This is a genomic window from Nevskia ramosa DSM 11499 (assembly GCF_000420645.1).
GTDB lineage: Bacteria > Pseudomonadota > Gammaproteobacteria > Nevskiales > Nevskiaceae > Nevskia > Nevskia ramosa.
Genome location: NZ_ATVI01000009.1, coordinates 1 through 26,937, shown reverse-complemented (window position 1 = coordinate 26,937; position 26,937 = coordinate 1). Strand labels below are relative to the sequence as shown.

25 protein-coding genes are annotated in these 26,937 nt (G+C 64.8%); 14 read left to right on the top strand and 11 right to left on the bottom strand.

Going from position 1 to position 26,937, the window contains the following annotated elements:
• The first annotated feature begins 1 nt into the window (after position 1).
• From G513_RS23395 to G513_RS0115405, 4 genes are all read left to right on the top strand, one after another.
• Positions 2–2,953: a TonB-dependent receptor gene (locus G513_RS23395; RefSeq protein WP_022977756.1), complete on the top strand. Its 2,952-nt coding sequence runs from the start codon at positions 2–4 to the stop codon at positions 2,951–2,953.
• A 76-nt stretch (positions 2,954–3,029) separates the two neighbouring features.
• Entirely contained in the window at positions 3,030–3,821 is a 792-nt protein-coding gene (locus G513_RS0115415) for a hypothetical protein (protein ID WP_022977755.1), read from the top strand.
• A 161-nt stretch (positions 3,822–3,982) separates the two neighbouring features.
• Complete coding sequence (locus G513_RS0115410; protein WP_022977754.1) at positions 3,983–4,771, top strand: hypothetical protein; 789 nt, start codon at positions 3,983–3,985, stop codon at positions 4,769–4,771.
• A 30-nt stretch (positions 4,772–4,801) separates the two neighbouring features.
• A complete protein-coding gene (locus G513_RS0115405) occupies positions 4,802–5,731 on the top strand; it encodes a hypothetical protein (protein WP_022977753.1) in 930 nt (309 codons plus the stop codon).
• Between the two features lie 10 nt (positions 5,732–5,741).
• Here the strand turns inward: G513_RS0115405 and G513_RS23390 are convergent, their stop codons facing one another.
• The 4 genes from G513_RS23390 to G513_RS0115385 all read right to left on the bottom strand — a co-directional run bounded on the left by G513_RS23390 (position 5,742) and on the right by G513_RS0115385 (position 8,869).
• Entirely contained in the window at positions 5,742–6,998 is a 1,257-nt protein-coding gene (locus G513_RS23390; protein WP_022977752.1) for a multidrug effflux MFS transporter, read from the bottom strand.
• Between the two features lie 10 nt (positions 6,999–7,008).
• Positions 7,009–8,046: a phosphate acyltransferase PlsX gene (gene plsX / locus G513_RS0115395; protein WP_022977751.1), complete on the bottom strand. Its 1,038-nt coding sequence runs from the start codon at positions 8,044–8,046 to the stop codon at positions 7,009–7,011.
• A 72-nt stretch (positions 8,047–8,118) separates the two neighbouring features.
• Positions 8,119–8,316 carry a 50S ribosomal protein L32 gene (gene rpmF / locus G513_RS0115390; RefSeq protein WP_022977750.1) on the bottom strand — a complete coding sequence of 66 codons (198 nt, stop codon included), beginning with the start codon at positions 8,314–8,316 and terminating at the stop codon, positions 8,119–8,121.
• A gap of 85 nt (positions 8,317–8,401) precedes the next feature.
• Positions 8,402–8,869 carry a YceD family protein gene (locus G513_RS0115385; RefSeq protein WP_022977749.1) on the bottom strand — a complete coding sequence of 156 codons (468 nt, stop codon included), beginning with the start codon at positions 8,867–8,869 and terminating at the stop codon, positions 8,402–8,404.
• Positions 8,870–8,919: 50 nt separating this feature from the next.
• Between G513_RS0115385 and G513_RS0115380 the strand changes: the two genes are divergently transcribed.
• Positions 8,920–9,516: a Maf family protein gene (locus tag G513_RS0115380; RefSeq protein WP_022977748.1), complete on the top strand. Its 597-nt coding sequence runs from the start codon at positions 8,920–8,922 to the stop codon at positions 9,514–9,516.
• Here G513_RS0115380 and G513_RS0115375 read toward each other — a convergent pair.
• Both G513_RS0115375 and G513_RS0115370 read right to left on the bottom strand, forming a co-directional pair.
• Positions 9,508–10,155: an HAD-IA family hydrolase gene (locus G513_RS0115375; protein WP_022977747.1), complete on the bottom strand. Its 648-nt coding sequence runs from the start codon at positions 10,153–10,155 to the stop codon at positions 9,508–9,510. The genes G513_RS0115380 and G513_RS0115375 overlap by 9 nt on opposite strands.
• Positions 10,156–10,171: 16 nt before the next feature.
• Complete coding sequence (locus G513_RS0115370; protein ID WP_022977746.1) at positions 10,172–11,467, bottom strand: RluA family pseudouridine synthase; 1,296 nt, start codon at positions 11,465–11,467, stop codon at positions 10,172–10,174.
• On the opposite strand from G513_RS0115370, the gene G513_RS23385 reads away from it, so the two are divergent.
• Complete coding sequence (locus G513_RS23385) at positions 11,466–11,888, top strand: hypothetical protein (RefSeq protein WP_033417960.1); 423 nt, start codon at positions 11,466–11,468, stop codon at positions 11,886–11,888. The two genes, G513_RS0115370 and G513_RS23385, sit on opposite strands and share 2 nt — an antisense overlap.
• Before the next feature lie 463 nt (positions 11,889–12,351).
• Positions 12,352–15,744: an Rne/Rng family ribonuclease gene (locus G513_RS0115360; RefSeq protein WP_022977744.1), complete on the top strand. Its 3,393-nt coding sequence runs from the start codon at positions 12,352–12,354 to the stop codon at positions 15,742–15,744.
• Between the two features lie 70 nt (positions 15,745–15,814).
• Here G513_RS0115360 and G513_RS0115355 read toward each other — a convergent pair whose 3' ends face one another.
• From G513_RS0115355 to msbA, 5 genes are all read right to left on the bottom strand, one after another.
• Positions 15,815–16,507 (bottom strand): fused DSP-PTPase phosphatase/NAD kinase-like protein, encoded by a 693-nt coding sequence (locus G513_RS0115355; RefSeq protein ID WP_022977743.1) that lies wholly within the window; start codon positions 16,505–16,507, stop codon positions 15,815–15,817.
• Complete coding sequence (gene kdsB / locus G513_RS0115350; protein ID WP_022977742.1) at positions 16,504–17,268, bottom strand: 3-deoxy-manno-octulosonate cytidylyltransferase; 765 nt, start codon at positions 17,266–17,268, stop codon at positions 16,504–16,506. The genes G513_RS0115355 and kdsB overlap by 4 nt, the downstream gene beginning before the upstream one ends.
• A gap of 11 nt (positions 17,269–17,279) precedes the next feature.
• The gene (locus G513_RS0115345; RefSeq protein WP_022977741.1) at positions 17,280–17,459 is read right to left on the bottom strand and encodes a Trm112 family protein; all 180 of its coding nucleotides are present in this window, start codon (positions 17,457–17,459) and stop codon (positions 17,280–17,282) included.
• Between the two features lie 14 nt (positions 17,460–17,473).
• Positions 17,474–18,478, bottom strand: coding sequence for a tetraacyldisaccharide 4'-kinase (gene lpxK, locus G513_RS0115340; RefSeq protein WP_022977740.1), 1,005 nt, complete (start codon positions 18,476–18,478; stop codon positions 17,474–17,476).
• A 169-nt stretch (positions 18,479–18,647) separates the two neighbouring features.
• On the bottom strand, positions 18,648–20,408 hold the full coding sequence (gene msbA / locus G513_RS0115335; protein WP_022977739.1) for a lipid A export permease/ATP-binding protein MsbA: 1,761 nt from the start codon (positions 20,406–20,408) through the stop codon (positions 18,648–18,650).
• Between the two features lie 75 nt (positions 20,409–20,483).
• Here msbA and G513_RS0115330 point away from each other — a divergent pair, with 75 nt between their 5' ends.
• From G513_RS0115330 to G513_RS0115295, 7 genes are all read left to right on the top strand, one after another.
• Entirely contained in the window at positions 20,484–20,837 is a 354-nt protein-coding gene (locus G513_RS0115330; RefSeq protein WP_022977738.1) for a histidine triad nucleotide-binding protein, read from the top strand.
• Between the two features lie 15 nt (positions 20,838–20,852).
• The gene (locus G513_RS23380; protein WP_156891717.1) at positions 20,853–21,608 is read left to right on the top strand and encodes a DUF6624 domain-containing protein; all 756 of its coding nucleotides are present in this window, start codon (positions 20,853–20,855) and stop codon (positions 21,606–21,608) included.
• Between the two features lie 4 nt (positions 21,609–21,612).
• Complete coding sequence (locus G513_RS23375) at positions 21,613–22,071, top strand: acyl-CoA thioesterase (RefSeq protein WP_022977736.1); 459 nt, start codon at positions 21,613–21,615, stop codon at positions 22,069–22,071.
• The gene (locus G513_RS0115315) at positions 22,071–23,198 is read left to right on the top strand and encodes a zinc-dependent alcohol dehydrogenase family protein (protein ID WP_028475608.1); all 1,128 of its coding nucleotides are present in this window, start codon (positions 22,071–22,073) and stop codon (positions 23,196–23,198) included. Before G513_RS23375 ends, G513_RS0115315 begins: the two co-directional genes overlap by 1 nt.
• Before the next feature lie 90 nt (positions 23,199–23,288).
• A complete protein-coding gene (locus G513_RS0115310; protein ID WP_022977734.1) occupies positions 23,289–24,686 on the top strand; it encodes a sodium:solute symporter family transporter in 1,398 nt (465 codons plus the stop codon).
• Between the two features lie 262 nt (positions 24,687–24,948).
• Complete coding sequence (locus tag G513_RS25535) at positions 24,949–26,028, top strand: RelA/SpoT domain-containing protein (protein WP_084711569.1); 1,080 nt, start codon at positions 24,949–24,951, stop codon at positions 26,026–26,028.
• A gap of 185 nt (positions 26,029–26,213) precedes the next feature.
• Entirely contained in the window at positions 26,214–26,600 is a 387-nt protein-coding gene (locus tag G513_RS0115295; protein ID WP_028475606.1) for a VOC family protein, read from the top strand.
• The last annotated feature ends 337 nt before the right edge of the window (positions 26,601–26,937 follow it).

The following is a 26,937-nucleotide window of genomic DNA, read 5'->3' as shown; positions in this document are numbered from 1 at the left end:
CATGAACCGATTCCGCCAACGCCCCGCTGCCCGCCTTTTTGCGGTCGGCCTGATGATGTTCGTCGCCGATGCCCTTGCCCAGACCGACACGACACCACCGCCGGCGGCCACCGACAGCCCGAAAGGCCCGGCGAAGATCGAGCTGGGCCCAGTCGACGTCAAAGGCGATCGGCCGCCGGTATCGATCGGCCCGCTGCCTAGCCTGAACCTGACCCGCGACCAGATTCCCAGCGCCATCCAGAGCGCCACCGCCGACGAGATTCGCGCCTCGCATTCGATCGGCATCGCCGATTTCTTCAACAACCGCCTGCAGTCGGTCACCGTCAACGATTACCAGGGCAATCCGTTCCAGGTCGACGTGACCTTCCGCGGCTTCACCGCCGGCCCGCAGCTGGGTACGCCGCAGGGTTTGTCGGTGTTCTTCGATGGCGTGCGGGTCAACGAACCGTTCGGCGACATCGTCAACTGGGATCTGCTGCCGACCAATGCGATCGAGCGGCTCGATCTGTTCCCCGGCTCGAATCCGGTGTTCGGCCTGAACACGCTCGGTGGCGCGATCAGCCTGCGCTCGAAGAGCGGCTTCACCGCCAAGGGCGTCGAGGCCGATGCACTGGCCGGCTCGTTCGGACGGCGCCAGGTCCAGGTCGCCGCCGGTGGCAGCCAGGGGCCGCTGGCCGGCTTCGGTGCCGTCCACTACTTCGATGAAGACGGCTGGCGCGACAACTCGCCGAGCCGGCTGGTACAGGGCTTCGGCCGCGGCGATTACCGGCTCGATTTCGGTACCATCACCGCCAGCGCGCTGGTTTCCGAGAACCGCCTGATCGGCAACGGCCTGGTGCCCATCGAGCTGTTCCGCGAGGACCACTCGGCGGTATTCACCTCGCCGGACGAAACCCGCAACCGGGCCTCGCAGATCAATCTGTCCGGCCTGTTCGATCTCACCGACAAGACCAGCCTGACCACCCAGGTCTATCGCCGCGACAGCCGCCGCAAGAGCCTGAACGGCGATGCCTACGACGACTTCGACGAGTTTTTCTTCAGCGGCAACCAGGCCAACCGGGAGATCACCAATCCAAACGACCCGGTCTGCCGATATGCCGATGTCAATGGCGACGGCTTGCGCGACACCGTTACCGGCGGCGGCTTCCAGCCACCGCTAAACGATCCGTTCCTCGAAGGCCTGTGCAGCAACGTCCGCAGGCTCGGCACGGCCCGCAACGGCGCGTACGGATTCAACCCGGTGACCGGCGAGACCGGTACCGCATCCGGTGTCGTCGAAGGCACACCGAACGGCGTCTATACCCGCACCCGGGTTGGCCAGCTCACCTACGGCGGCGCGCTGCAGTGGAACCTGAATCTCGACGATCACAAGCTGCTGCTGGGTGCCTCCTACGACGACAGCAAGGCCGACTACAAGGCCACCCAGCAGCTGGCGCTGATCGATGACAACCGCCGCGTCTATCTCGATCCGGACAACATCGATCCTCTGTATTACGCAGGTGCCAATCCGCTGACCATCAATGCCTTCAACGGCACTTCGCGGACCTGGAGCGCGTACTTCAGCGAAACCTGGAGCGCTCGCGACAATCTGTTCGTGACCCTGTCGGCCCGCTACAACATCAACAAGGTCGACAACCAGGTCACCGCGCGCATCGGCGAAGACATTCACGAGGTGCTGAACCGCGAGCCGACCTTCATCCTCTGCCCGACCAACGATCTGGCCTCCTGCCCGGACACGCTCGGGCCGATCATCCCGAACAACCTGGCGCGTGAAGCCCAGGATGTAACGCGGGAGAAGTTCGGCTTCTACTCGTTCAATCCCTCGTTCGGCCTGAACTGGCTGCCGATCCCGACGGTGAACCTGTACGCCAATGTCAGCCGCGGCGCGCGTGCGCCGTCGGTGATCGAACTGGGCTGCGCCTATGATCCGACCCCGGTCCAGACCGTGCCCGGCTTCATCGATCCGGTCACCGGCGTCTATGTGCCGCCGCAAACCGCGCCGCGCAGCCAGGTCGGCCCGACCTGCGCGCTACCCACCGCCTTGTCCGGCGATCCCTATCTGCCGCAGATCCGTTCGCTGTCGGCGGAAGTCGGTGCTCGCGGACAGGTGTTCGGCGGCTGGGAATGGAATGCCAGCGTGTTCCGCACCGATCTGAAGGACGACATCTATTTCGCCGGTGCCTCACCAACGCGCAGCTTCTTCGACACCATCGACAAGACCCGCCGTGAAGGCTTCGAACTCGGCATCAAGGGCAGCGCCGGCCAGTTCGATCTGCGTGCCAGCTACTCGCTGACCTCGGCGACCTTCGAGTCCGAGTTCTATGTGCTGAGCCCGAACAATTCGAGTGCCGATTTCAACCAGAACTCGACGCCCGGCAACGTGCTGTCACCGACCGCCGATGCCAACAACGGCCGCGGCACCTTCAGAGCGATTCGCATTGATCCCGGCGCATTGCTGCCCGGCGTGCCGCTGCACAACCTCACCGCCGGCGTCGACTGGCGTCTGACCCGGGCGTTCAAGCTGGGCCTGAGCGCCATCGCTCATTCGCGTTCCTTCGTGCGCGGCAACGAGAACAACGCCCACCAGCCCGAAGGCACCGATCAGATCACCGACGGCTTCGGGCCGATCGTCTCGAACGGCAGCCAGTTCACCGGCGGCAGGCCGTTCACCGAGAAGGGCTACGTGCCCGGTTACGCGGTCATCAACTTCGATGCCTCGTACCAGTTGCCGCGCGGCTTCACGGTGTTCGCCCGGATCACCAACCTGCTCGACCAGACCTACTTCAGCGCCGGCCGGCTCGGCGTGACGCCGTACACGCCCAGCGTCAACGGCGCGATCGGCCCCGGCGGCTTCAACTACAACTCGAACGAACACCAGAACACGACCTTCGTCGGTCCCGGTGCGCCGCGCGGGTTCTTCGGCGGGCTTTCGTATCAGTTCGGCAAATCCTGAAACAGCATTTTCAATGGCGGATGTCGTTCATCCAGAACGGCATCGACAGACCTGGGTGTGAAACGAGGAGAAGACGATGAAGAACAAGCAATGGTTGGGCGCCAAGCTGGCGCTGACGAGCATCGGCCTGGCTGCCGCGGCAATGCCGGCACAGGCGGCGTTCGAAACGATCACCGATAGCGGCACCACCGTCCTGAAGCTGTGCCAGGGCACCGAAGCGAACCGCAATCCCACCACCGGCGTCTGCAAGGTCACCGGCAACTTTCCGACCGGCAGCACGCCCGGCACCTTCCCCGGTTTGAGCGGCAGCAACTGGGCCGTCTATGCAACCAACAACAATCAGGCGGTGATCGCCAACGGCACGACGATCGGCAACCTGGACGACCGCATCTGGCGCAACGGCTCCACCACCGAATACGTGTTCGGCTTCCGGCTGCAGATGGTCAACACGCTGTGGACGCCGCCTTCGGCGTCCTGCTCCAGCACCACGCCAACCTACTTCGAAGTCAACGACATGTTCCGCAACGGCTTCACCGGCCGTACCGGCTTGCAGATCGCTTACCGGCAAGGCTCGGCCGAGGAAGGCGCCTGGTTCTCCGGGCGTACCAACCAGGGCCTCAACGAATACGCAACCTCGCCGGAAGGCCTGAACCCGGCGCGCAGTACCGACTGGGTGAACTTCCGGACCGACGTCAACATCGATGATCCGGACGCCCAGAGCAACGCCAATTCGGCTTGGATGTTCGTGCGCGTGACCTTGTCCACGGCGCCGAGCAGCAGCGCCGTCGCCAACGCCATCCGCCTGTCGGAGGGCGGCGAGGAAGGCCAGTGCAAGTTCTCAGTGAACCTGAACGGCCTGAAGCCATAAAGCCGGCCTGAGGATCCAGCAACGGGTACGGGAGCCGGATCGACACCCGTACCCGTTGCCAGCCGCAGTGCCGAGGCTCGAACAAAGCATTCGATTACTGACGGAGGACGGGTGCTCATTCGGAGCCTCGTCGACTTCCGTCCTGCAACAGGGGAGATGTCATGAAACAGCATGTGCGCAGTTTGTTGAGCCTCGCGGCCGGCCTGGGTCTGGGCCTGGCGGCGGCACCGTCGTTCGCCGGCTTCGAAGTTCTGACCACCGCCGGCACGCCGGTGCTGAAGGTCTGCCAGGGCACGGAGTCCAATCGCAATCCGATCAACGGCGTCTGCCAGGTCAGCGGCGCGTTCCCGACCACCACCAATGGCGTGCGCACCTTCCCGGGCCTGGGCGGCAACACCTGGGCGCTGTACGCATCGAACAATAGCCAGGCAGTGATTGCCAACGGCACCGAAGTCGGCCGTCTCGATGACCGCATCTGGCGCCGCGGCACCACCACCGACTACGTGTTCGGCATTCGCATCACGCTGAACGATCGTCGCTGGCAGCCACCGCTGGCCACCTGCGGCGCGGAAGATCCGGACTTCTTCGAGGTCAACGATCTGGGCCGCATCGGCTTCAATGGCATCGACACCTCGGTGGCCTATCGTCTCGACGGTGCCGACGAAGGCATCTGGCTGGCTGGCCGTACCGCGCAGGGCCTCAACCAGTACCCGGGCTCGCCAGAAGGCTTGAATCCGGCCCGCAACAACGATTACGTCAGCTTCCGCAGCGACATCAATTTCGATGATCCGGACGGCTCCAGCGTCGCCACCTCGGCCTGGTATTTCGTCGCCGCCCGCCTGACCAAGCCACCGAAGACCACGACCTCGGGCAATGTCGTCGGCGTCCGTCAGGGCGGCGAAGAAGGCCAGTGCCGCTTCCTGGTTCCGGTCAACGGCCTGCGCCCTTGATCCCTGCCTGACTACCGCCGCCCCTCGTCCATGAAGCGATTGATCGTTGCAGCCTTGCTTGCCATTGCGCTGTTGGTAGTGGTGCTTCGCTGGTGGACGGCGGCGCCGGAACCGGTTGCGGTCGTTGACGGCGTCGTGCCGTCAACGACTGTTGCCAGGGGCGAGCAGGCAGCACCAGCTGAGGTAACGTCGCTTCCGCCGGCGGTACCCGCCGGGAAGCAAAGCCCGGATGAGGCCTGCCGCGAGGGCGAGGTCGTCATCACCTCGGCGGCCGGCAAGACCGAGCAACACTGTGCCGATTCGGCGCTGGCCAGCCAGACCGGCAGCCGGCGCCGCTATCGCTACGTGCTGGGCCGCGATGCCTACCTGCTGATCGACACCACGGCGGGCGCCGCAACCCGCGTCGAGTACGGTCATCGAAGCCCGGAGTACGGCTGCGATGGCGAGGCCTGCTCGGGCCTGATGTTCGGCAAGCCCGACTTCAACGGCCGGCAGAACATCACGCTGAGCGGCACGGCACTGGCGCGGGAAGCGCCGGTGGACGATGGCACTCAGGACGGCCCTGTGATCCTCACCGCCCGGCTCAGCGCGCTCGGCAATGTCGGCGCGGTCTGCGATACCGGCGTCACCCTGAATTTCAGCGACAACAGCTACACGCGCTTCTGCGCTTTCGGCGGCAATGGCTATGCGCAGGGCGAAGACGGCTTGCCGGTCTACAGCTTCAGCAATGTCGATGGCGGCGTGATCAAGCTGCGCACCGATCAGGCCGGCGCGATCCGCAGCATCGAAATGTCTGGCGAAGGCTTGCGCTGCGTCGCCGCTGCCTGTGCTGGCGCCAGCTTCTCGGCACCGGATGCGCGTGGTTCGCGAACGCTTGCGCTGATCGGCACCCAGTTGCATAGCGCCGACAACAGCCGCTCGGCGACGCTCAACGGACAGCTGGTGCTCAGCGGCGACTGAGCAGCGTCAGCTAGGTCGATGACGGCGTGGCCGTCGACGCCGGTTCTAGCCGGGCACTCAACACATCCGGGCCACAGTTCGGCGTGATCCGCAGGTAGATGCGCCAGAGCAGATAGCCGCTGATCGTCAAGCCGGTGGACGCGCAGGCCAGCCCCAGTGGCGAGGCGCTGACCAGCGGCGACAGCACGCCCGATACGATGGACGCGACCCCGAGGCTGATCGTCGCCTGCACCGAGGCAGCAGCGCCGCGCACGGCCGGGAAGCGATCGAGCATCAGCAAGGTGAAGGTCGGGAAGGACAGGGTCACGCCCATGCCGATCAGGCCGATCGGCAGCACGAACCAGGGCACTGACGGCGTCAGCCACAGGCTGCCGGCCAGATTCAGCACCGCGCCGATGCTCATCAGGATGAAGCCGATCGTCACCGTCCTTAAGGCGTCGATCTTGCCGGCCAGCCGCGACGACAGCGCCGAGCCCGACATCATGCCGCCGATGATCGGCACGAACAGCCAGGCGAATTCGGTCTCGCTCAGATGCAGGATGCTGAGCACTACCGAGGGCGCTGCCGAGATGTAGGTGAAGATCGCGCCGAAGTTCAGTGCCGCGGCAAAACCCAGCAGCAGATAGCGGCGATCACTGGCCACCGCGCGATAGGTGCGCAGCAGCGGCCGCAGCGCGAATCGCGTCCGCCGTTCGCGCGGATGGGTTTCCGGCAGCGCCGCCAGCGAGGCCAGGACCAGAAACAAGGTGAAGCCGGCCAGCAGCCAGAAGATCGCTCGCCAGCCGGCTGCGCCGAGCACGAAGCCGCCGATGATCGGCGCGATCGCCGGCGCGAAGCCGAAGATGAAGCTGACCTGCGACATCAGCCGCTGCGCATCGGCACCGTCGAAACGATCGCGGATGATCGCCCGGCCGACGACCATGCCCGCACCGCCGAAAACGCCTTGCAGCACGCGGAAGCAGAGCAGCATCTCGAACGAGGTGGCGAGCGCGCAGCCGGCAGTGGCCGCCGCGAATAGCAGCATCGACCACAGGATCACACCGCGCCGGCCGTAGGCATCGGACAGCGGCCCATGCAGCAGCGACATCGCCGCATACGCCGCGAGATACAGGCTCAGGGATTGCTGCATGGCCGCCGGCGTCACGCCGAGCTCGGCTTCGATCGCGTGAAAGGCCGGGAAGAAGGCGTCGATCGAGAACGGCCCGATCATCGCCATGCCAGCGAGCAGTGGCGCCAGAAGTTTGGGATTGGCGCGGAAGCGGTTCACGGCGCCAGCGCTAGACCGGTATGGACTTCGGCTGGGCGCTCAGGGCTTCGGCCAGCAGGCTGGAGATGCGCGCCGGCACGTCGTGCTCGACGGCCCGCATCGCCACCGTGATGGCATTGGCGAAGGCCAGCGCATCGGCGCCGCCGTGGCTCTTGATCACGTTGCCGTTGAGGCCGACCAGACTGGCACCATTGTAGCGGCGCGGATCCATGCGCTTGGCCAGTGCGCGCAGCACCGAGCGGGCAATGAGCCCCACCAGCTTGGTACCAGCATTGCGAGTGAATTCCTCGCGCATGAAATGGCCGACCAGCTTGGCCACGCCCTCGCCGGCTTTCAGCGCGACATTGCCGACGAAGCCATCGCAGACCACGACATCGGCCGGGTGCAGGAAGATGCCATCGCCTTCGATGAAGCCGCAGTAGTTCAGCTTCGACGCCGAGATCATCGCCGCCGCCTGCTTGATCGTCTCGTTGCCCTTGATCTCTTCCTCGCCGATGTTCAGCAAGGCGACCCGAGGCCGCTCGATGCCGTTCAGCGCGGTGACCAGCGCCGAACCCATCACCGCGAACTGGAACAGCTGTTCGGAGGTGCAGGCGGCATTGGCTCCGAGGTCGAGCACATGGGTAGCACCCTTGACCGTCGGCAACGGCGAAATGATGGCCGGACGATCGATGCCCGGCAGCGTCTTCAGCACGAATTTGGCAATTGCCATCAGCGCGCCGGTATTGCCGGCCGAGACGGCAGCCTGGGCACGCTTCTGCTTGACCAGGTCAACCGCGACCCGCATCGACGAATCCTTCTTGCCGCGCAGCGCCTTCGACGGCGCCTCGTCCATCGCCACCACTTCCGAGGCGTGCTGGATCGTCAGCCGGGGATCGTCGATGTGACGATGCGCGACCAGCGCTTTGCGCAGGGTTTCTTCATCACCGACCAGGATCAGGCTCAGGCGGCGATGTTCGTCCAGCGCCCGCAGGGCCGCTTCCACGACGATGCGGTGACCGTGGTCACCGCTCATCGCGTCAAGGGCCAGCAGGATCGGCGCGTTCATGAGTAGCTCACATGATTGCGCCTGGCAGCGACTGAAGCCGAGCTAGGCGCGGTTCAGTCGCCGCGAAGAAGCTCAGGCTTCTTCCGCGACTTCGACCGTCTTCATCTCGATCACGCGCTTGCCACGGTAGAAACCGTCGGCAGTGACGTGATGACGCAGATGCGTTTCGCCCGAGGTCGAGTCGACCGAAAGGGTCGGCGCGCTCAGCGCATCATGGGCGCGGCGCATGCCACGGCGGGAACGGGACTTCTTTGATTTTGCGACAGCCATTGGGGAACTCCGGTGGGCAAGGTTCGCCCAGGGGCGCGAATTCTACCCTGATTGACCCCGAACATGTACAACAAATGAGGCGAAATCAGAGCGGCGTGCAATCGTCCCGTTCGCAGCGCGCCGAGAACGGCAGCGCCAGCAGCACTTCCTCTTCGACGATGACGTGAAACGGCAGCTGATCGTCCTCGACGAGATAAGGCTCGGCGTCCTTCAGCACCCGGTTTTCCTCTTCCTCGTTGAACACCAGGCGCAGATCGATCGCCGCATCGAGCACGAACTGGAACGGCTTCAGGCAGCGCTGGCAGGTCATTGTCAGCTCGCCGCGCACCCGCCCTTCCAGCTTCGGCGCGCGGGTCTTGTCACGACGCAACTGCAACTCGATCTGCAGATCGGTCTGCGGCGTGTCGTGGAGATCCGCCAGCGCCTGCTTCAGACGTTCCAGCCGCGACACCGGCAGACTGCCGGCGTAGCTCGCCTCGCGCGTCAGCGCGCTCGATACCTTGGCGTGCAGGGGCAGAATGCGCTGCGCAGTTTTCTTGACCGGTTCGTTCATGAGAGAACTCTATCAGCGGCCTTCACGAAATCGAAATCTTCAATACACATATGTCTCTGATCAATTCAGAATTTCCGCTGATTCTTGCGTCTGGTTCCCGCTACCGCGCCAGCCTTCTGGCCCGCCTCGGCCTGCCGTTCATGGCGATGCCATCGGATGCCGATGAGAGCCGCCAGCCCGGCGAGACACCGTTGCAGCTCGCGGAGCGGCTGGCCCTCGCCAAGGCGCGCGTGCTGTCGCGTCAGCACCCGGAGCGCTGGGTACTCGGCTCGGATCAGGTCGCCGCTCTGGGTGACACCGTGCTCGGCAAACCCGGCAATCGCGAACGGGCGATCGCGCAATTGCAGGCGCAGGCCGGGAACACCGTGAGCTTCATCACCGCAGTCACGCTGCTCCACGAAGCCAGCGGCCGGGTACTGCGCCACGTCGATCACACCCGCGTGCGCTTCCGGCAATTGAGCGATGCCGAGATCGAACGCTATCTGGACGCCGAACCGGCCTACGACTGCGCCGGCAGCTTCAAGAGCGAAGGTCTGGGCATCTCGCTGGTCGAAGCGATCGACAGCGAAGACGCCACTGGCCTGGTCGGCCTGCCGCTGATCGCCGTGCGGCGGATGCTCGCAGAAGCGGGCTGCGCCTTACCGTAGCAACCAGTTCGGCAGCGCACTGACGTCCTCGATTACCGCGACAGCACCGCCCGAGAGCAACCGCCCTGGCGCGTGGACACCACAGGCAACGCCGAGCGCCGGCATGCCGATGCTGGCCGCCATCGCCACGTCGTATTCGGTATCGCCGATCATCAGCGCCCGGCCCGCCGCCACACCGGTCTCGCGGAGGATCTCCTCGAGCATCAGCGGATGCGGCTTGTCGGCGGTTTCATCGGCGCAACGACTGATCTCGAACAGCGACCGGACGTCATGCTCGTCGAACGCACCATCGAGCCCGGCGCGCGGCTTGCCGGTGGCGACCGCCAGCCGGAAGCCCTGCCCGCGCAGCGCCTGCAGCGACTCGACAGCGCCCGCGAACAGCGGCGTCGAATGAATCTTCAGCCCGGACTCGCGGCGATGCGCGAACAGCTGGGCCATCACCCAGTTCGGATCGAACTCCGGATACAGGCGGCGCATGCCGTCCTGCAGCCCAAGGCCGATCAATTCGGCGATCTGATGGTTCTCGCGCGGCGGCAGGCCGAGATCGAGAATCGCCTTCTGTGTGGTGCTGACGATGTGGCCGGCGGAGTCGGCGAGCGTTCCGTCCCAGTCAAAGATCAGCAATTCGTAAGTGGACATCGAATCAGCCTTTGCTTCAGCGACCCGGCCCCAGCACCTCGAGGAACTGCCGCAGCTCTTCGGTCATCGGCGCGTTGAGGATCAGCTTGCCGAACTCGCCGTCGGCCGGCAGCTGCAGGAAGTGCGAGTGCAGGAACATGCGACGCAGGCCCAGGTCGCGGATCGGCTTCTGATCGTCGCGCAGGCCGTACTTGCGATCGCCGGCCACCGGATGACCGAGCGCCAGCGCGTGAACGCGAATCTGGTGAGTGCGGCCGGAGTAGATGTGCACTTCGCAGAGCGTCGCATCCTTGTAATGCGCCTGCGGCACGAAGCGCGACTTCGACGGCTTGCCGTCTTCCTCGTCGATATCGATGAACCGCTCGCCGCCCGGAATCGAGCGCTTGACCAGAGCCGCGTCGACATCCCGCGCCCCGCCCTGCAGCCGGCCGACGATCAGCGCGAAGTAGCGCTTGTCGGCCAGGCCTTCGCGGAACGCGCGCTGGGCCCTGAGCAGACCGACACGCGACTTGGCCAGCAGCAACAAGCCGCTGGTATCGCGATCGAGACGATGGGCGAGTTCGAGGAAGTCGTACTTGCCCCAGCCGCGCGCGGCTTCGATCACGCCGTAGGCGATGCCAGTGCCGCCGTGCGAAGCCAGACCGGCCGGCTTGCAGATCGCCAGGTAATGCTCGTCCTCATAGACGATCGCTTCACGCAAGCGGTTAAGCACCGCGTCCGGCGCACGGATCTGCTCGCTCTTCTCGGCGAGACGGACCGGCGGAATGCGCACTTCCTCGCCCAGCGCCAGCTTGCGATCCGGCTTGACCCGGCCGCCATCGACCCGTACCTGGCCGGAGCGCAGGATCAGATAGATGTGCGATTTCGGCACGCCCGGCAGGCACTTCATCAGGTAGTTGTCGACCCGTTGCCCGTCCTCGTTGGCGGTGATCGTCATGTGGACGACGACGGTGGGCAGCAGCTCCTTGTCGGCGGCTGCTTCGACAGCCTTGCCCGGGCGATTTTCGCGGGTGAATTTCGGTGTCGACTTTGGCTTGCCTGCACGCTTGGTCGCGGCGGGGCCGGACGCCGGCTTGGCGGCGATCGTCCGGTCTGCAGACCTGACCGTTGATCGAGTCGGCGGACGCGAGGTCGGCCGCGGACTGAAGTCGCCGTCCCGCGACGAGGCTGGCCGCTGGCCATCCCGTCCTGGCGACGCCGCTTTCGGGGCGCTGCTCTTGGCGGTCATGTAGCGCGGCGCGCTCGGGCGCGCGGTCCGATCGGACTTGCGCAGCTCGGACTTCGCGCCCGGCTTCGGCTTCGACGCCGCCATGAACTCGCTCAGCGATTCCGGCGGCCGCGCCGAGCGCGGGCTCGGCTTCGAGTTGGGCCGCTGCGTCGGTCGCACCGACGCCGGAGCACCGGCAGAACTGCCGCCCTTCGGCCCACCCGGACGTGCACCGGGCCGAGTTGGCCGTGAATCCGGACGGGAATCTGTCCGGCCGGCCGACTTCGAAGCCGGCTTGTACGGCTTGCCTGCCGACGAGCCCGGACGCGCTGAAACGGGCCGGGCCGGGCGATCGTTGCCTTCCGGACGCGAACGCGCCGCCGGACGCTCGGAGGATGCCGGGCGGGGCTTCGGCCGCGAAGACGGCCGGGCGGAGGATGAAGGAGGAGCTTTGCGGTTCAAGGCGATCTCGGCAGTAATGAACAAAGCCGATACCGGCTTGGCGAAAATGAAACATGACGGTTGAACGACCGGTCGCCGACGACACCCGCAGCGGCGTCATGGAAACCGGCCGTACCCGGCAACGCGGCCCGTTTCGACGTTCTGCGCCATGCCTTTGAGCGGCAACGCAAAACTATCGTTGGCGCGGGTTTCTATGGCACACTTCGATGTGTTTGTCGCGGTTGCGACGAATACGATTCCGGCGTCAGGCCCAAAGGTTTTTCGGGGCTTTCGTCGGGACCTGGCGCCAACCGGCGGGCCGCATGGTAACAAACCACCCGCCCCGTCAACGCCAGGCTAAGCACCAAACAGTTACGCCGACCGTCTTTCGACCGGCGTTCCGCACAATCCAGCGTTCCCGCGCGAGGCGGGGATGAATCGACGATCGAACCATCACAATTTCGTAACGATCGAGGCGCGCCCCAGACGCGCCGCATCCCGTTCTGCGCGGTCGAGCGTGTCACCAGACAGCTATCGAGACCGCATCAATGAAAAGAATTCTGATCAACGCCACGCAGCGCGAGGAATTGCGCGTTGGCATCGTCGACGGACAAAAGCTTTACGACCTTGACATCGAACTGGCCTCGCGCGAGCAGCGCAAGTCCAACGTTTACAAAGGCAAGATCACCCGCGTCGAGCCCAGCCTCGAAGCCTGCTTCGTCGACTACGGCGCCGAGCGTCACGGCTTCCTGCCGCTGAAGGAAATCCACAAGGACTATTACCGGACCACCGCCAGCGGTGCCGGCAAGGGCAACATGCGGGAGCTGATCGCCGAAGGTTCGGAGATCATCGTCCAGGTCGAAAAGGAAGAACGCGGCAACAAGGGCGCGGCACTGACCACCTACGTCAGCCTCGCCGGCCGTTACCTGGTGCTGATGCCGAACAACCCGAAGGCCGGCGGCATTTCGCGCCGCGCAGAAGGCGAGGAACGCGAAGAAGCCCGCGAAGCACTCGCCGCGCTGGCGATTCCGGACGGCATGGGCATCATCGTCCGCACCAACGGCATGGGCCGTTCGGCGCCGGAACTGCAGACCGATCTCGATCAGCTCGCCGACACCTGGGGTCGCATCGTGTCCGCCGCCGTCGAACTGCCGGCACCGTTCCCGCTGTACAAGGAAAACAACGTCGTGCTGCGTGCACTGCGTGATTACCTGCGCCCGGACATCGGCGAGGTGATCGTCGACAACGCCGAAATCTACGAGGAAGCGCGGGCGCAGATGCTGCGCTCGATGCCGGCCGAGCAGCACAAGCTGAAGCTGTACCGCGACGACATCCCGCTGTTCTCGCGCTACCAGGTCGAAAGCCAGATCGAATCGGCGCACGAGCGCATGGTCCGCCTGCCGTCCGGCGGCTCGATCGTCATCGATCACACCGAAGCGCTGACCGCGATCGACATCAACTCGGCGAAGGCGACCGGCGGCGGCGGCATTGAAGAAACCGCGCTGCAGACCAATCTGGAAGCGGCCGACGAAATCGCCCGCCAGCTGCGTCTGCGCGATCTCGGCGGCCTGATCGTGATCGATTTCATCGACATGAACAGCTCGAAGAATCAGCGTGATGTCGAGAAGGCCGTGCAGCTCGCCTGCGATATCGACCGCGCCCGCGTCCAGGTCGGCCGCCTGAGCCGCTTCGGTCTGCTCGAAATGAGCCGCCAGCGCCTGCGCCCGTCGCTGTCCGAACACACCCAGATCGCCTGCCCGCGCTGCGAAGGCCGCGGCCAGATCCGCTCGGTCGAATCGCTGGCGCTCGCCGCCCTGCGTCTGATCGAAGAAGAGTGCATGAAGGACCGCACCGGCCGCGTGATCGCGCAGCTGCCGGTCGACGTTGCCACCTACCTGCTGAACGAGAAGCGCGGCGTCATCGCCGAGCTGGAATCGCGCTACATGGTGGTGGTCACCCTGGTGCCGAACGAGACGCTGGAAACGCCGAAGTACGAGATCACCCGGATTCGCGCCGATCATCTGACGCTCGAAAACAACGCCGGCATGAGCTATCGCCTGCCGCAGGACTACAAGGCCGACGCCCGTGCCGCACTGGCCGGCAACGGCACGCCGCAACAGGCGCCGCGTGGCGCCGGTGGTGAAGCCGCGGTGAAGCTGGTGCTGCCGAATGCGCCGGCCCCGCTGCCGCTCGACGCGCCGGATCCGGTTGCGCCGGTTGCAGCGCCGAAGCACGTGCCGGCGCCGGTCGCCGTGATGCAGCCGGTCGCCAGCGGCGGCGGTTTCTGGAACTGGCTGAAGGGTCTGTTCGGCGGCGGCAAGGCCGAGGCACCGAAGCAGTCCGACAGCCATCAGCAGAAATCGCAGCGCAACGGCGGCCAGTCTCAGGGCCAAGGCCAGCAGCGGCGCGATGGCGGTCGGGGCGATGGTCGCCGCGAAGGTGGCCGTCCGCAGGACGGTCAGCAGCGCCGTGACGGTGCCAATCGCGATAACGGGCGCAGTGAAGGGCGCGGTGATGGCCGCAACGAAGGTCGCGGCGGTGAAGGCCGTGGCCAGCGTCCGCAGCAGGAAGGTCAGCAGCGCCGTGACGGCCGTGGCAACAACGAAGGCCGCGATCGCAACAACGAGCCACGCAATGGCGGCGGCGAGAACGGCAATCGCCAGGCTCGCGGCGAGGGACGTGGTGAAGGACGTGGCGACCGTGGCGGCCAGCAGCAGCCCCGCCAGCCGCAGAATCAGCCGAAGCAGCAGAACCCGCGCAACCAGCAGCCGCAGGCTAACGCCGGTGTTGCGTCCAGCGATGCCGAAGCATTACCGCCAGTAGTCATTGCCGCTGCCGCTGCAACGGTCGCAGCGCCGATGGTCAGCGCGCTGTCGGCAGCACCGGAAACAATGGACGAATTGCTGAACAGCAACACACCGGTCGACGGCGAAGCCGCTGCCCTGGCGCAGAGCGAAGGCCAGGCTCCGGCCGGCGCGGCTGGAGAAGGACGTGAAGGCGGTGGCCGTCGTGGTCGCCGCGGTCGTCGCGGTCGCGGTCGTGGCCGCAACGGCGAGGCCGGCGAGCGCAATCCGAACGCCGCCCCTGGCAGCGAAGGTGAAGGCGACGAAGGCAGTGAAGGTGACGACAACGACGGCGGCTTGAACCAGGCCGACGATACCTCGCCGATGTTCGACTCGGCCGCGATCGAAGCGCGCGCCGGCAGCGACGAACCAGGCTACGCACCGCGTCGCGATCAGCGTCCGCAGCGGACCGAAGTCGTCGCCGAAGCAGCGGTCGTTCCGGAAACCGCCCCGGAAGCTGCCCGAGAGACTGAGGACGCTATTGCTGCTGCCTCGATCGAAACGCCAGCTGCGGTCGAAACGCTGACCGTGCTGGATGCGCCGATCGCGGTCGAACCCGCCGTCGAGCAGGCTGCTGTCGACGTTTCAGTCATCGAAGCAGCACCGGCAGCGCAGGTGGTCGAAGCGCCGTTGTCCGAATCCGCCGCGCCGCCGTTTGCCGTCGAATTCGCCGAGCCGGTGATTGCTGCCGCTCCCGTCGACGTTGCGCCGGCGATACCGGTTGAAGTGGCCGTGGTCGAGCCAATCGCCGAACCGGTTATCGAACCGATCGTCGAAGCCACGATCGAGCCGTCTCCGGTTGCAGCACCCGTGGTCGAAAGCGAGCCTTCAGCTGCCGAGCCGGATCTGGTCACCGCGGCCGCGCCGCTGGCTGCAGAAGCGGAGCCGGTCGTCGTCGCCGTGGTCGAACCTGCGTTCGTGGCAGCCGAGTCGGCGCCGCCGGTTGCTGCGGAAGTCGAAGCGCCGGTCGTGCCGCCGGTGGTCATCATCCCGGCTCCGGCCGAGCTGGTCGAAGCCGCGCTAGCCGCTGCGACGCCAGCCGAGAAGACTGGCGAGAAGGCCGAAGACGCGGAGAAGAAGCCCGACGCCACGGCCTGAATCTCGAGCCGTCGCTGAAACAAGAAAGCCGCGTCGAAAGACGCGGCTTTTTTCGTTGGCCTCGACAGACTTATTCGCGACGCAGGATGCGATCGACGAGCTGGTTGGCCCAGAAGTTCGACTTGAACGAGGCGGTCACCGCTACCGGGTCGTAATGGTTCGCCACCCAGTCCGGGAACGTGGTGCCCGGATGCGCGGCCACGTGATCGCGGTAGGTATAGAACAGCTGATCGAGCACGCCGGTCTTCGCCGCCTTGATGTGACCGTGGCGCCAGAAATCGAGTTGGCGCATCGCGGTGTCGAAGCTTTCGCCGCGCAGCAACTGCCAGATCGTCGACACCATGCCGGCGCGGTCCGCGCCGGACTTGCAGTGGATCAGCAGCGGCTTCGGCAGGGTTTCGAGCAGGTTGATGATCTCCAGCACTTCATCGCGCTGCGGCGCGCTGCGCGAGCCGATCGGGAAATGGACGAGATTCAGGCCGATCCGCTTGCAGGTATCCCATTCGAGCTGATTCGAGCCCAGGTGCGTTTCGTTGCCGCGCAGGCTGAGCACGGTCTTGATGCCGGCACGCTGCGCGCCGCGCAACTGGTAGGGCATCGGGTGACCGCAGCGATGCAGTTCCGGCGTGACTGCCATCCGCGTGTTGTAGATGAAGCGGAAGATCGAGTGATCGACGAACAGCATGTTGAGCCAGGCACGAATGCGCTGGCCGAAGCTCAACAGCGGGACTTCCGGCGGCAGCACGGCAGTGCGACGGCTCATGCGCGCGACTCCAGTACGGCGGCAACTGCGGCCAGATCGGCCTCGGTATCGACACCGCGCGGCGGCGGCACATCGGACACGCCGACCGCGATCCGCAGCCCGGCTTCAAGCGCACGCAGTTGTTCCAGCGCTTCGTAGTTTTCCAGCGGCGAAGTTGGCAGCGCGCTGAAGCGGCGCAGCGCACCGACCCGATACGCATACAGGCCAATGTGGCGGAACGCGAGGCCCGCCGGCAGCGGCGACGTCAGGCTGGTCCCTTCCCGCTTCCAGGGAATCGGCGCGCGCGAGAAATACAGCGCATGGCCGTTGGCAGCACGGACCACCTTGACGAAATTCGGATTCAGCCAGTCTTCCAGCGCATGCAGCGGATGGCAGAGCGTGGCGATATCGGCACTCGCATCATCGGCCAGCAGCTTCGCCGCTTCGACGATCATCGCCACCGGCATCAGCGGCTCATCGCCCTGCAGGTTGACGACGATCTGAGCGTCGTCCCAGCCCGCGGCTGTGGCGATCTCGTTGACCCGATCGGTGCCGGACTGATGCGCTGGATCCGTCATCCGCACCGTGGCACCGAACGCCGTGCAGGCGGCCAGCACTTCGACATCGTCGGTGGCGATCACCACGGACTCCGGACCGGCGACCTGGCAGGCCGCTTCCCAGGTCCATTGCACCAGCGGCTTGCCGGCGAGCGTGCGCAACACCTTGCGCGGCAAACGTGTGGAGCCGAGCCGGGCCGGGATGACGATGCGGAATCCGGACATTGCTTGCGTACTTACTTCAGCTCGTCTTCGCGCAGATGCCGCGCTTCTTCCTCGAGCATCACCGGAATGCCGTCGCGCACCGGATACGCGAGGCGCGAGGCCTTGCACCAGAGTTCCTGCACGTCCGGATGCCAGGTCAGCGGACCCTTGGTGACCGGGCAGACGAGGATGTCGAGCAAGCGCTTGTCCATGGGCATCGGAGCGTTCAAAGGATCGGATGTGATTTGAGAGCAGACAGCAATTTTCGCACATGCACCGCATCAGCCTCCGGCAATTGCGCCTCGGCCGGCACGTACCACAAGCCATCACGCGCAAAGGCCGCGCACTTGACGGCGTCCTTCTCGGTCATCAGCAGCGGCAGGCCGTCGTCGAAGGCAAGATCGCCGGCGGTGTAGCGATGATGATCCGGGAATGCTTGCGGTATGACGACAAGCCCGGCGGCTTCGAGGGCCGAGAAGAAGCGCTGCGGATGGCCGATGCCGGCGATCGCCCGAATGCGCTGGCCGGCAAAGCTGTGCAGCGAACGCGGCTCGCCACCGGCCAGTGGCAACGCCCGCTCGATCGCCAGATTCATAGTCAGCTGCGGCCTGCCGTGTGCGGGCAGTGGCGCTGATAGCGCGCCGTTGACGATCACCGCATCGACCTTCGCCAGCCGTGACGGCAGTTCGCGCAGCGGCCCGGCCGGCAGCCGTGCACCATTGCCGAGGCCGCGCGCGCCATCGATCACGCAGAGTTCGAGATCGCGCGCGAGCCGGTAATGCTGCAGGCCATCGTCGGCGATCAGTAGATCGACGCCGTCCTGCTCGATCAGCAGCCGCGCCGCCGCAATACGGTCCGGGGCCACAGCCAGCGGCGCGCCGCTGCGTCGGGCGATCAATGCAGGTTCATCGCCGCATTCCGCCGGATCGGTCGTCGATGTGACACGTAGCGGATAGCTTGCCGCGCGACCGCCATAACCGCGGCTGATCACGCCGGGCCTGAAGCCGAGCGCCCTCGCCTGCTCGATCAGCCACAAGGTCAGCGGTGTCTTGCCGGTGCCGCCGACGCTGATGTTGCCGATGACGATCACCGGCACCGGCAGGCGAATGGCTTCGCGCTTGCGCGAAGCGGCAACGTGATCGGCGATCAAGCCGTACAGCGAAGCGAGCGGACGCAGCGCCAGCGGCGCGGGTTCTGCGGCGTACCAACGGGATTCGAGCCAGCGCTTCAAGCGAACGCCCGCCCCACGTAGGGTGGGCAGGCTTCATCTGCCCACGCAGCGCCATGCGCAGGCCGGAGCGAATTGGTGGGCAGATGCAGCTTGCCCACCCTACGAACCTGCCCACGCGGTGCAGCGTTCAGACGAACGCGAATCGGTGGGCAGGTGAAACATGCCCACCCTACGCGGCCACGGCTTCATCGCGAAACTGCATCCGATGCAGCCCGGCGTAAGCACCGTCGCGCGTCAGCAAGGCCTCGTGCGTGCCCTGCTCGACGATCTGGCCCTGATCCATGACCACGATCAGATCGGCGCTCTGGATGGTCGACAGACGATGCGCGATCACCAGGGTCGTGCGGCCGCGCATCAGCTCGGTCAGCGCCTGCTGGATCGCGCGCTCGGATTCGCTGTCGAGGGCGCTGGTGGCTTCGTCGAGGATCAGGATCGGCGCATCCTTGAACAGCGCACGGGCGATGGTCAGGCGCTGCTTCTGGCCACCGGAGAGATTGGCGCCGTCCTGACCAAGCATCGTGTCCAGGCCTTGCGGCAGGCGGCTGATGAACTCCCAGGCGTGGGCGCGGCGCGCGGCTTCTTCGATCTTCTCCCGGGTCGCGCCGGTGGAGCCGTAAGCGATGTTGTCGGCGATCGTCGCGTTGAACAGCACGATGTTCTGATCGACCAGCGCGATCTGCCGGCGCAGGTCGCTGAGCTTGTATTCGCGGGCATCGTGACCATCGAGCAGCACGCTGCCGGAATGCGGATCGTAGAAGCGCGGGATCAGCGACAGCAGGGTCGACTTGCCGCTGCCGGAGCGGCCGACGAAGGCCACTGTCGAACCGGGTGCGATATCGAGCGTCACGCCGTCGAGCGCGGCACTGCCATCGAGTTCGTAGCCGAAGCGCACGTCGTCGAAGCGCAGGCGGCCTTCGGCATGGGCGAGCGGACGGCTGCCGCTGTCGGCTTCCACCGGCGTATCGAGGAACGAGAACAGATCGGCGCCGGCGACCAGGCCGCGCTGCAGGCGCTCGCTGATGCTGGTCATCGAGGCCATCGGCGCACGCAGGCTGAGCATCGCGGCAATGAACGACGCGAAGGTGCCGGCGCTGACCGTTTCGATCATCCCGGGTGCGGTCGCCACGAACACCAGCATCGCCACGCCGATGGCGGCGATCAGCTCCAGCGCGCTGTTGCTGGCAGCACCACTGGCGGTCATCTTCAGGGTCTGTCGGCGCAGGTAGTCATCCATGCGCCGGAAGGCATCGAGCACATAGATTTCGCCGCCGTAGAGCTTGAGGATGCGGCGGCCGGTGATCGCTTCATCGGCCGAATGGGTGATGCCGCTGACCGAGGTCTGCACCCTTGCCGACAGCTTTCTGAACCGGCGGTTGACCCAGGTGATCGACACGCTCACGAGTGGCGCGATGATCAGGGTGAACAGCGCCAGCTTCCAGCTGGTCCAGAACATCAGGCCGAGCAGACCAACGGCTGACAGGCCGTCCTTGATGATCGAGGTCAGCACACCAGTGGCGCTGTCCGATACCTGGCCCGCGTGGTAAGTCAGCTTGGTCTGCAGATCGGCGTTGCGGGCCTTGTCGTGATGCGCCACCGGCACGTACAGCAGGTGCTCGAACACTTCGCAGCGCAGCCGCGACACCACCCGCTGGCCGACCGCGGCAATGCCGTAAGCGGCAGCAAAACCGGCGACGCCGCGAATGATGAAGATGCCGAGAATCGCGAACGGCATGATCGCGATGGTGCGCGGATCACGCTCGACGAAGATCGAATCGATCAGCGGCTGGATCAGCCGCACGAAGGTGATGTCGGTCGCCGCGAAGGTGACCATGCCGAGCAGCGCCAGCAGGAACAGACGCCAATGCGGCGCGCCGTAGCCGAGCAGGCGGCGCCAGACGGCGGCGGGGCGATACGGGTCAGGTGAAGTCATGGCGAAATGGTAGCAGCCGCGTTGTGTCGTCTAAGATTCGGCACCTGCGCAACGCGCGACCACCCAGGAAATTCCATGTCCGGCGAGCCTTCCAAGACGCTGTTCGAAAAGATCATCGCCCGCGAGATTCCGGCCACGATCGTGTTTGAAGACGAGTTGTGCTTCGCGATCCGTGACATCAACCCGGTCGCGCCGACGCACATCCTGCTGATTCCGAAAAAGCCGATGCCGCGCCTCTGCGACGCCGTGCCTGAAGACCAGGCCCTGCTCGGTCACCTGATGCTGATCGCAACCAGGATTGCCGAGGCCGAAGGCTATGGCGATGCCTATCGCCTGGTGGTCAACAACGGTGCCGCGTCCGGGCAGAGCGTGTTCCATCTGCATCTGCACATCATTGCCGGCCGTCCCTTGAAGTGGCCGCCGGGCTGAAGGAGGCCCGCAACCATGAACAGACACACTCTGCAGGGGGCGTGTCAGGCGCTCATCGCGTCCTCCATGCTGTTGGCGACTGCCAGCCCGGCCGCCACCACGCCAGTTGCTACCGGCCTCGCTGACTGCCCCTCGTTCGACGTCCTGCGCAAGCAGGAAGCCGACAAGATTGCGGCTCGACAACTGAAGCCGCTGACGACTGAGCCAACCAAGCCCGAGCTGCGCAAGGAGCTGCTGGCGATGATGGAACGCGACCAGTCCGCGCGGACCAAGGCTTCGGCCAGCGCCAAGGCTCACGGCGGCAAGCCGGAGCAGGCGCTGATCCTGGCGATCTTCCAGGCCGATCAGGACAACGTCAGCCGGATGGCCGAGATCGTCGAAGCCAGGCAGTTCCCGGATGCCCAGCAAGTGGGTCGCGACGGCCTGCGGGCTGCCTGGCTGGTGGCCGCCCATGCCGATCGCGATCCGGAACTGCAGGCGAAGCTGCTGGCCCTGCTCGAACCGCAGGCGAAGAAGGGCGACATCGTGCCGCAGGATTTCGCGCTGCTGTCCGATCGGGTCAAGGTCTCGCAAGGCTTGCCACAGCTCTATGGCAGCCAGTTCCGCGCCAGCGGCGGCATCAGCCATCCGCAACCGATCGAGAAACCCGAAGGCCTGGAAGCGCGGCGCGCCGAACAGGGCCTGCTGACGATGCGCGACTACGGTTGCCTGCTGCAGCAGTTCCACGGCATTCCCGTCGATCTCACTCCACATGCGCAAGTGATCCGCTGACGCCATGAGCACCCGCCGCGCCGACTACCCGCACTTCCTCGCCATCCCCACGCGCTGGAAGGACAACGACGTCTACGGCCACGTCAACAACATCGACTACTACTCGTTCTTCGATACGGTCATCAATCACTACCTGATCACCGTCGGCGAGCTGGACATCCATCGCGGCACGGTCATCGGCTTCGCCGCCGAATCGCATTGCCGCTATCTGAAATCGCTGGCCTATCCGGAAGTGGTCGACGCCGGCCTCCGAGTCGCCAAGCTCGGCAACTCCAGCGTCCGCTACGAGATCGCGCTGTTCCGCGCCAACGATGACGAACCTGCCGCCGAAGGCTGGTTCGTGCACGTGTTCGTCGATCGCGACACGCAGAAATCCAGTCCGATCCCGGACTCCATTCGCGCGGCTCTCGCGCAAATCCAGACTCCAGTTTCCCCACCGATCACCGTTCCGGCCATCTCATGATCCAGACCCGCGCTGCCGTCCTCCGCGAAATGGGCCTGCCGGCCCCGTATGCACAGTCGAAGCCTCTGAGCATCGAAACGATCAGCCTCGCCCCGCCCGGCCCCGGCGAACTGCTGGTCAGGATGACCGCCGCCGGCTTGTGCCATTCGGACTTGAGCGTGATCGACGGCAGCCGCCCGCGAATCATGCCGATGGCGCTCGGCCATGAAGCCGCGGCCACCGTCGTCGAATGCGGTGCCGGTGTGGCCGCCTATGCACCCGGCGACAACGTGGTGTTCTCGTTCGTCCCCGCCTGCGGCCATTGCCAGCCCTGCGCCACCGGCCGTGCCGCACTCTGCGAACCGGGCGCGAAAGCCAACGTCGCCGGCACGCTGTTGAGTGGTGCGCGACGACTCCATTCCAATGGCGGCGACATCAACCATCACCTCGGCGTCAGCGGCTTTGCCGAATACGCCGTGGTTTCGGCCGCGTCCGCCGTCAAGGTCCGCCCTGACCTGGCACCGGAAATCGCTGCCCTGTTCGGCTGCGCAGTGCTCACCGGCGTCGGCGCCGTGGTCAACACCGCGAGAGTCACACCCGGCTCGACGGTTGCCGTCTTCGGCCTCGGCGGCGTCGGCCTCGCTGCCTTGCTGGGCGCCAGAGCCGCCGGTGCCGGAACCATCGTCGCGATCGATCTGCAGCCCTCGAAACTGGAACTGGCGAAATCGCTGGGTGCGACCCATGTCGTCAACGCCGCAAGCTCTGCCGACGTCGTCGCCGAAGTTCGCGAGGCTACCCGTGGTGGTGCCGAATACTGCTTCGAGAGCGTCGGCAGCGAACGTGTGCTGCAACAGGCTTACGCCGCAACGGCGAGAGGCGGCATGACGGTGACCATGGGCCTGCCGCATCCCTCCAAGCAATTCACTATTTCCGCTGTCAGCCTCACGGTCGAGGAGCGGACGGTGAAGGGCTCGTACATGGGCTCCTGTGTGCCGAGCCGGGATGTGCCGAGATTCGTGACGATGTACGACGCAGGCTTGTTGCCGGTGAATCGCCTGCTCACGCATCGCCTGAAGCTTGACGACATCAACGAGGGCTTCGATGTCCTGGCCAGGGGCGAAGCGGTCCGGCAGGTGGTGCTGTTCTGAGCGCTGGGTGAATCGGGCCGCTGCGCCCGGCTCCGGCCCGGCCCCAGAAATGCTTGTCCATCGTGACTACGGAAGATCGGGCTACGGCGCATGAACTGGATTCTGCTGTCCCTGCTTGCTTACGTGGTACTGCAACTGGCGGTGGTATTCCTGCTGGCCCGCAGGCCGCAGACCGAGAGCGACTACCTGCTCGCCGGCCGCAGCCTCGGGCCCTGGCTCTCGGTGTTCACGGTCTTCGCCACCTGGTTCGGCGCCGAAACCTGCATCGGTGCCACCGCCGAGGCCTATGCGGGTGGGCTCGGCGCTGTCGCGGCTGATCCCTTCGGCTACTCGATCGGCATCATCGCGATGGGCCTGCTGTTTGCCGCGGCGCTGCGCCGGCGTGGGCTGCTGACCCTGGCCGACCTGTTCCGCAACCGCTGGGGCTCGGGCATCGAACGGCTTGCGGCCCTGGTGATGATCCCGTCCTCGCTGCTCTGGGCGGCCGCGCAGATGCGCGCCTTCGGCCAGGTCATCGCCTCGGTCAGCGATCTGAGCCTGATCGCCGCGACCGGCCTCGCGGCCTTCGTGGTCATCGTCTACACGGCCGTTGGCGGCATGTGGGCCGACGCCTGGACCGATCTTGCGCAGGGCCTGGTCATCATCCTCGGCCTGCTGCTCCTGCTGGCCGTATTCACGCTGGCCGGAGGTTTCGACACGCTGCCGGCATCGGCCGCTGCCGCGGCAGCCCGGGCGCCGATACGCGACCGGCCGCTGATCGAGATCCTCGCCGTGCCGATCTTCGGCACCATCGCCGCCCAGGAACTGACCTCGCGAGTGCTGGCGATGCGCGACGCCAAGCTCGCCCGCTCGGCCACCGTCGCCGCCGGCTTCGTCTATCTCGCGGTCGGGCTGATCCCGGTCGCCGTCGGTCTCGGCGCAGCAGCGACGCTCGGCACCGGCATCGAACCGGAACAAGTGCTGTCGCGCTACGCGCAGACGCAGTTGCCGGTCGCCCTGTACGTGGTGTTCCTCGGCGCGCTGGTGTCGGCGATCCTGTCGACCCTGTCCGGCGCACTGCTGGTCGCCGGCTCGCTGGCCGCTCACAACCTGATCGCGCCAATGGCCGGCCCACGGCTCACGGAGCGCCTGAAGCTGCGCCTGAACCGGGTCGCCGTCGTGGTGTTCGGCCTCGTCGCCTTCCTGATCTCGCTGGGCGGAGAAAGCATGTACTCGCTGGTCGAGCAGGCTTCCGGACTGGCCTCGGCCGGCGTGCTGGTGCTGATGGTTGTCGCGATCTTCGCGCCCGCCGTGGGCGGTGTCGCGAGCGCGGCGATGGCGCTGATCGCGAGTGTCGCGGTTTATGTGCTGGCTTCGGCGCAGGATTGGTCGATGCCTTATCTGGCGTCGCTGGCGGCTGCTGTGCTGGCCTATGCGGTGCTGGCGCCGTTTGGACCGCGGGCGGCTGGCTTAGCCTTGTCTCGGTCTAACTTGGCTGATCAGCCGTGACGATGGGGCTGCAGCATCCGTCCGGAGCGCTTCGCGATCTCGACGGTCTACTTCACGGCGGGAAGGCGGACGGTAAAGGACCGTTACATGAGCTCCTGCGTGCAGAACCGGAATGTGCTGAGATTCGCGAGGATGTATGTCACGGGCTTTTGCCATTCGATCGCTCAATCGCTGCTTTGCGCTTGAAGACCTGAACCACGGGTTTGATGCTTTGGCGAAGAGAGTCGGTCAGTAGGGTAGTTTTATTAAATAGGCCAATTAAATGTCCGCTGCCGTCCCCCAGTTCAGCCGCTCTCTCGTCGACAAGGCAGGACGCCAGCTCGTAGCTGACGACTCAGTAACAGAAGAAACTGACGCCGCTTGGGAAATTCTGGCGAATTGGAGATCCGCGCACGCATTTCCTTTGAACACGATAACTATGGATCTAAGGCAGAAAGTCAACAAAATCGATAGTTCTGCAATCGTCGTTCAACGCCTCAAGCGATCTCGATCAATCCTAGCAAAGCTTTCCGCTAAACCCAGCATGCGTCTGACACAAATGCAGGACATTGGAGGATGCAGAGCAGTCTTAAAGACAATTAGTGATGTTTATAGTCTTCGAGAGAAATACAAAAACAGCAAGTCTCTCCATGAGCTTGTTACAGAAGACGACTATATTGTCCATTCAAAATCTTCTGGCTATCGCGGCATTCATCTCGTTTATAAATTTCAAAGTAAAAGCAAAGAAAAATATAACAAACTTCTTTTTGAAGTTCAGCTTCGAACTATTACCCAACATGCGTGGGCAACTGCTGTCGAAACGGTAGGTGCAGTTATAGGACAAGCTCTAAAATCGAGCGAAGGAGAGCTCGCATGGCTACACTTTTTTCAGAAAGCTGCCGTCGCTCTCGAGCACATGGAGGATCCGGAAAAAGCCGCTGTTAGGAGTCCAGAAAAAAGAATCTTAGCCAGATCAATTTTCGATCTTAGCCGTAGCCTCGATGTCACGAAGAAACTGACCGCATACCGTTCGGCCCTTAAAGCAACGGAGAATGAATTCAAGAAAGGTGCCGGTTATTTTTTATTGGTTTTACTACCAGACCAACTCGGACTTCAAATTCACTCATTTGAAAAGCGTGACGCCGAAAGAGCTCATAAAGAGTATGCCCGCCTTGAACGACAGCTGCCTCTTCGAACAAAGCAACTCCCATTGTTTCCTGAACTTAGTGATTACACCGGCGCTCAAGTCGTGCTCGTAGGAGCCGAATCGTTCCGCTCAATCCACGAGGCTTTTCCGAATTACTATTTAGACACTAAGATTTTTCAGAATAGCCTTGAAGATTTTGTGATACGCCACCGTTAGCCCGAGTAGCCCGAGTAGGGCGGGAAAGCCGTAGGCGCATCCCGCCTTCCGAGACTTCCGACCAACGTCCGGCCCGATGCGCTGAGGCCTTGCGCATGTGGCGTGGCGGGATGCGCCTGTCGGCTTTCCCGCGCTACGGTTTAGGCCGAGACTCGGCGACGACTATCGAAAGAGGCGACACGACCATGAACGTGCAGCTGAACCACACCATCGTCTGGTGCCGCGACAAGCGGAGGTCGTCGTCGTTTCTGATCGATATCCTGGGGCTAAGGGATGCGGCCATTCCGTTCGGGCCGATGCTGGTGGTGAAGCTCGGCAATAGCGTGTCGCTGGATTTCTATGATCAGGATGGGGACATCGCTTCGCAGCATTACGCCTTCCTGGTCAGCGAGGACGACTTCGATTTGATCTTTGCTCGGATCAAGAAGCAGGGGCTTACCTTTTGGGCGGCGCCGGGGAAGCGTGGGGCTGGGGAGACGTATCAGCACAATGGCGGCCGGGGTGTTTATTTCGATGATCCGGATGGGCATTTGCTGGAGGTGATGACGCGGCCTTATGAGGGGATTGGCTGAGCGGCCTCTCGTTTTTGTTTGGCTGGTCGGTTGGTTAGTTGGTTGGTTCTCGGTTTGATCGAGCGGTGCGGTTGTTGGCTGGCTTTGGCGCACTATTCCGCGCTATCGCGCGGGTTACTTTCCTTGGCGCCCAAGGAAAGTAACCAAAGGAAGGGCGCCCCCGGCGCTACGTCGGATCGCGAGAAACAGAAGCGCGATCCGATGCCCTGTGCTTCTCGGCCCTGACGGGGCTTTTCGACGCGCCATCCGTGGCGCGGCGAAAAGGCATCGGCATCCTGCCTCGCCTCCTTCGGAGCCTGTCCGCCATGGCCTGCGATGCTCGGCGCGCTTAAGGGGG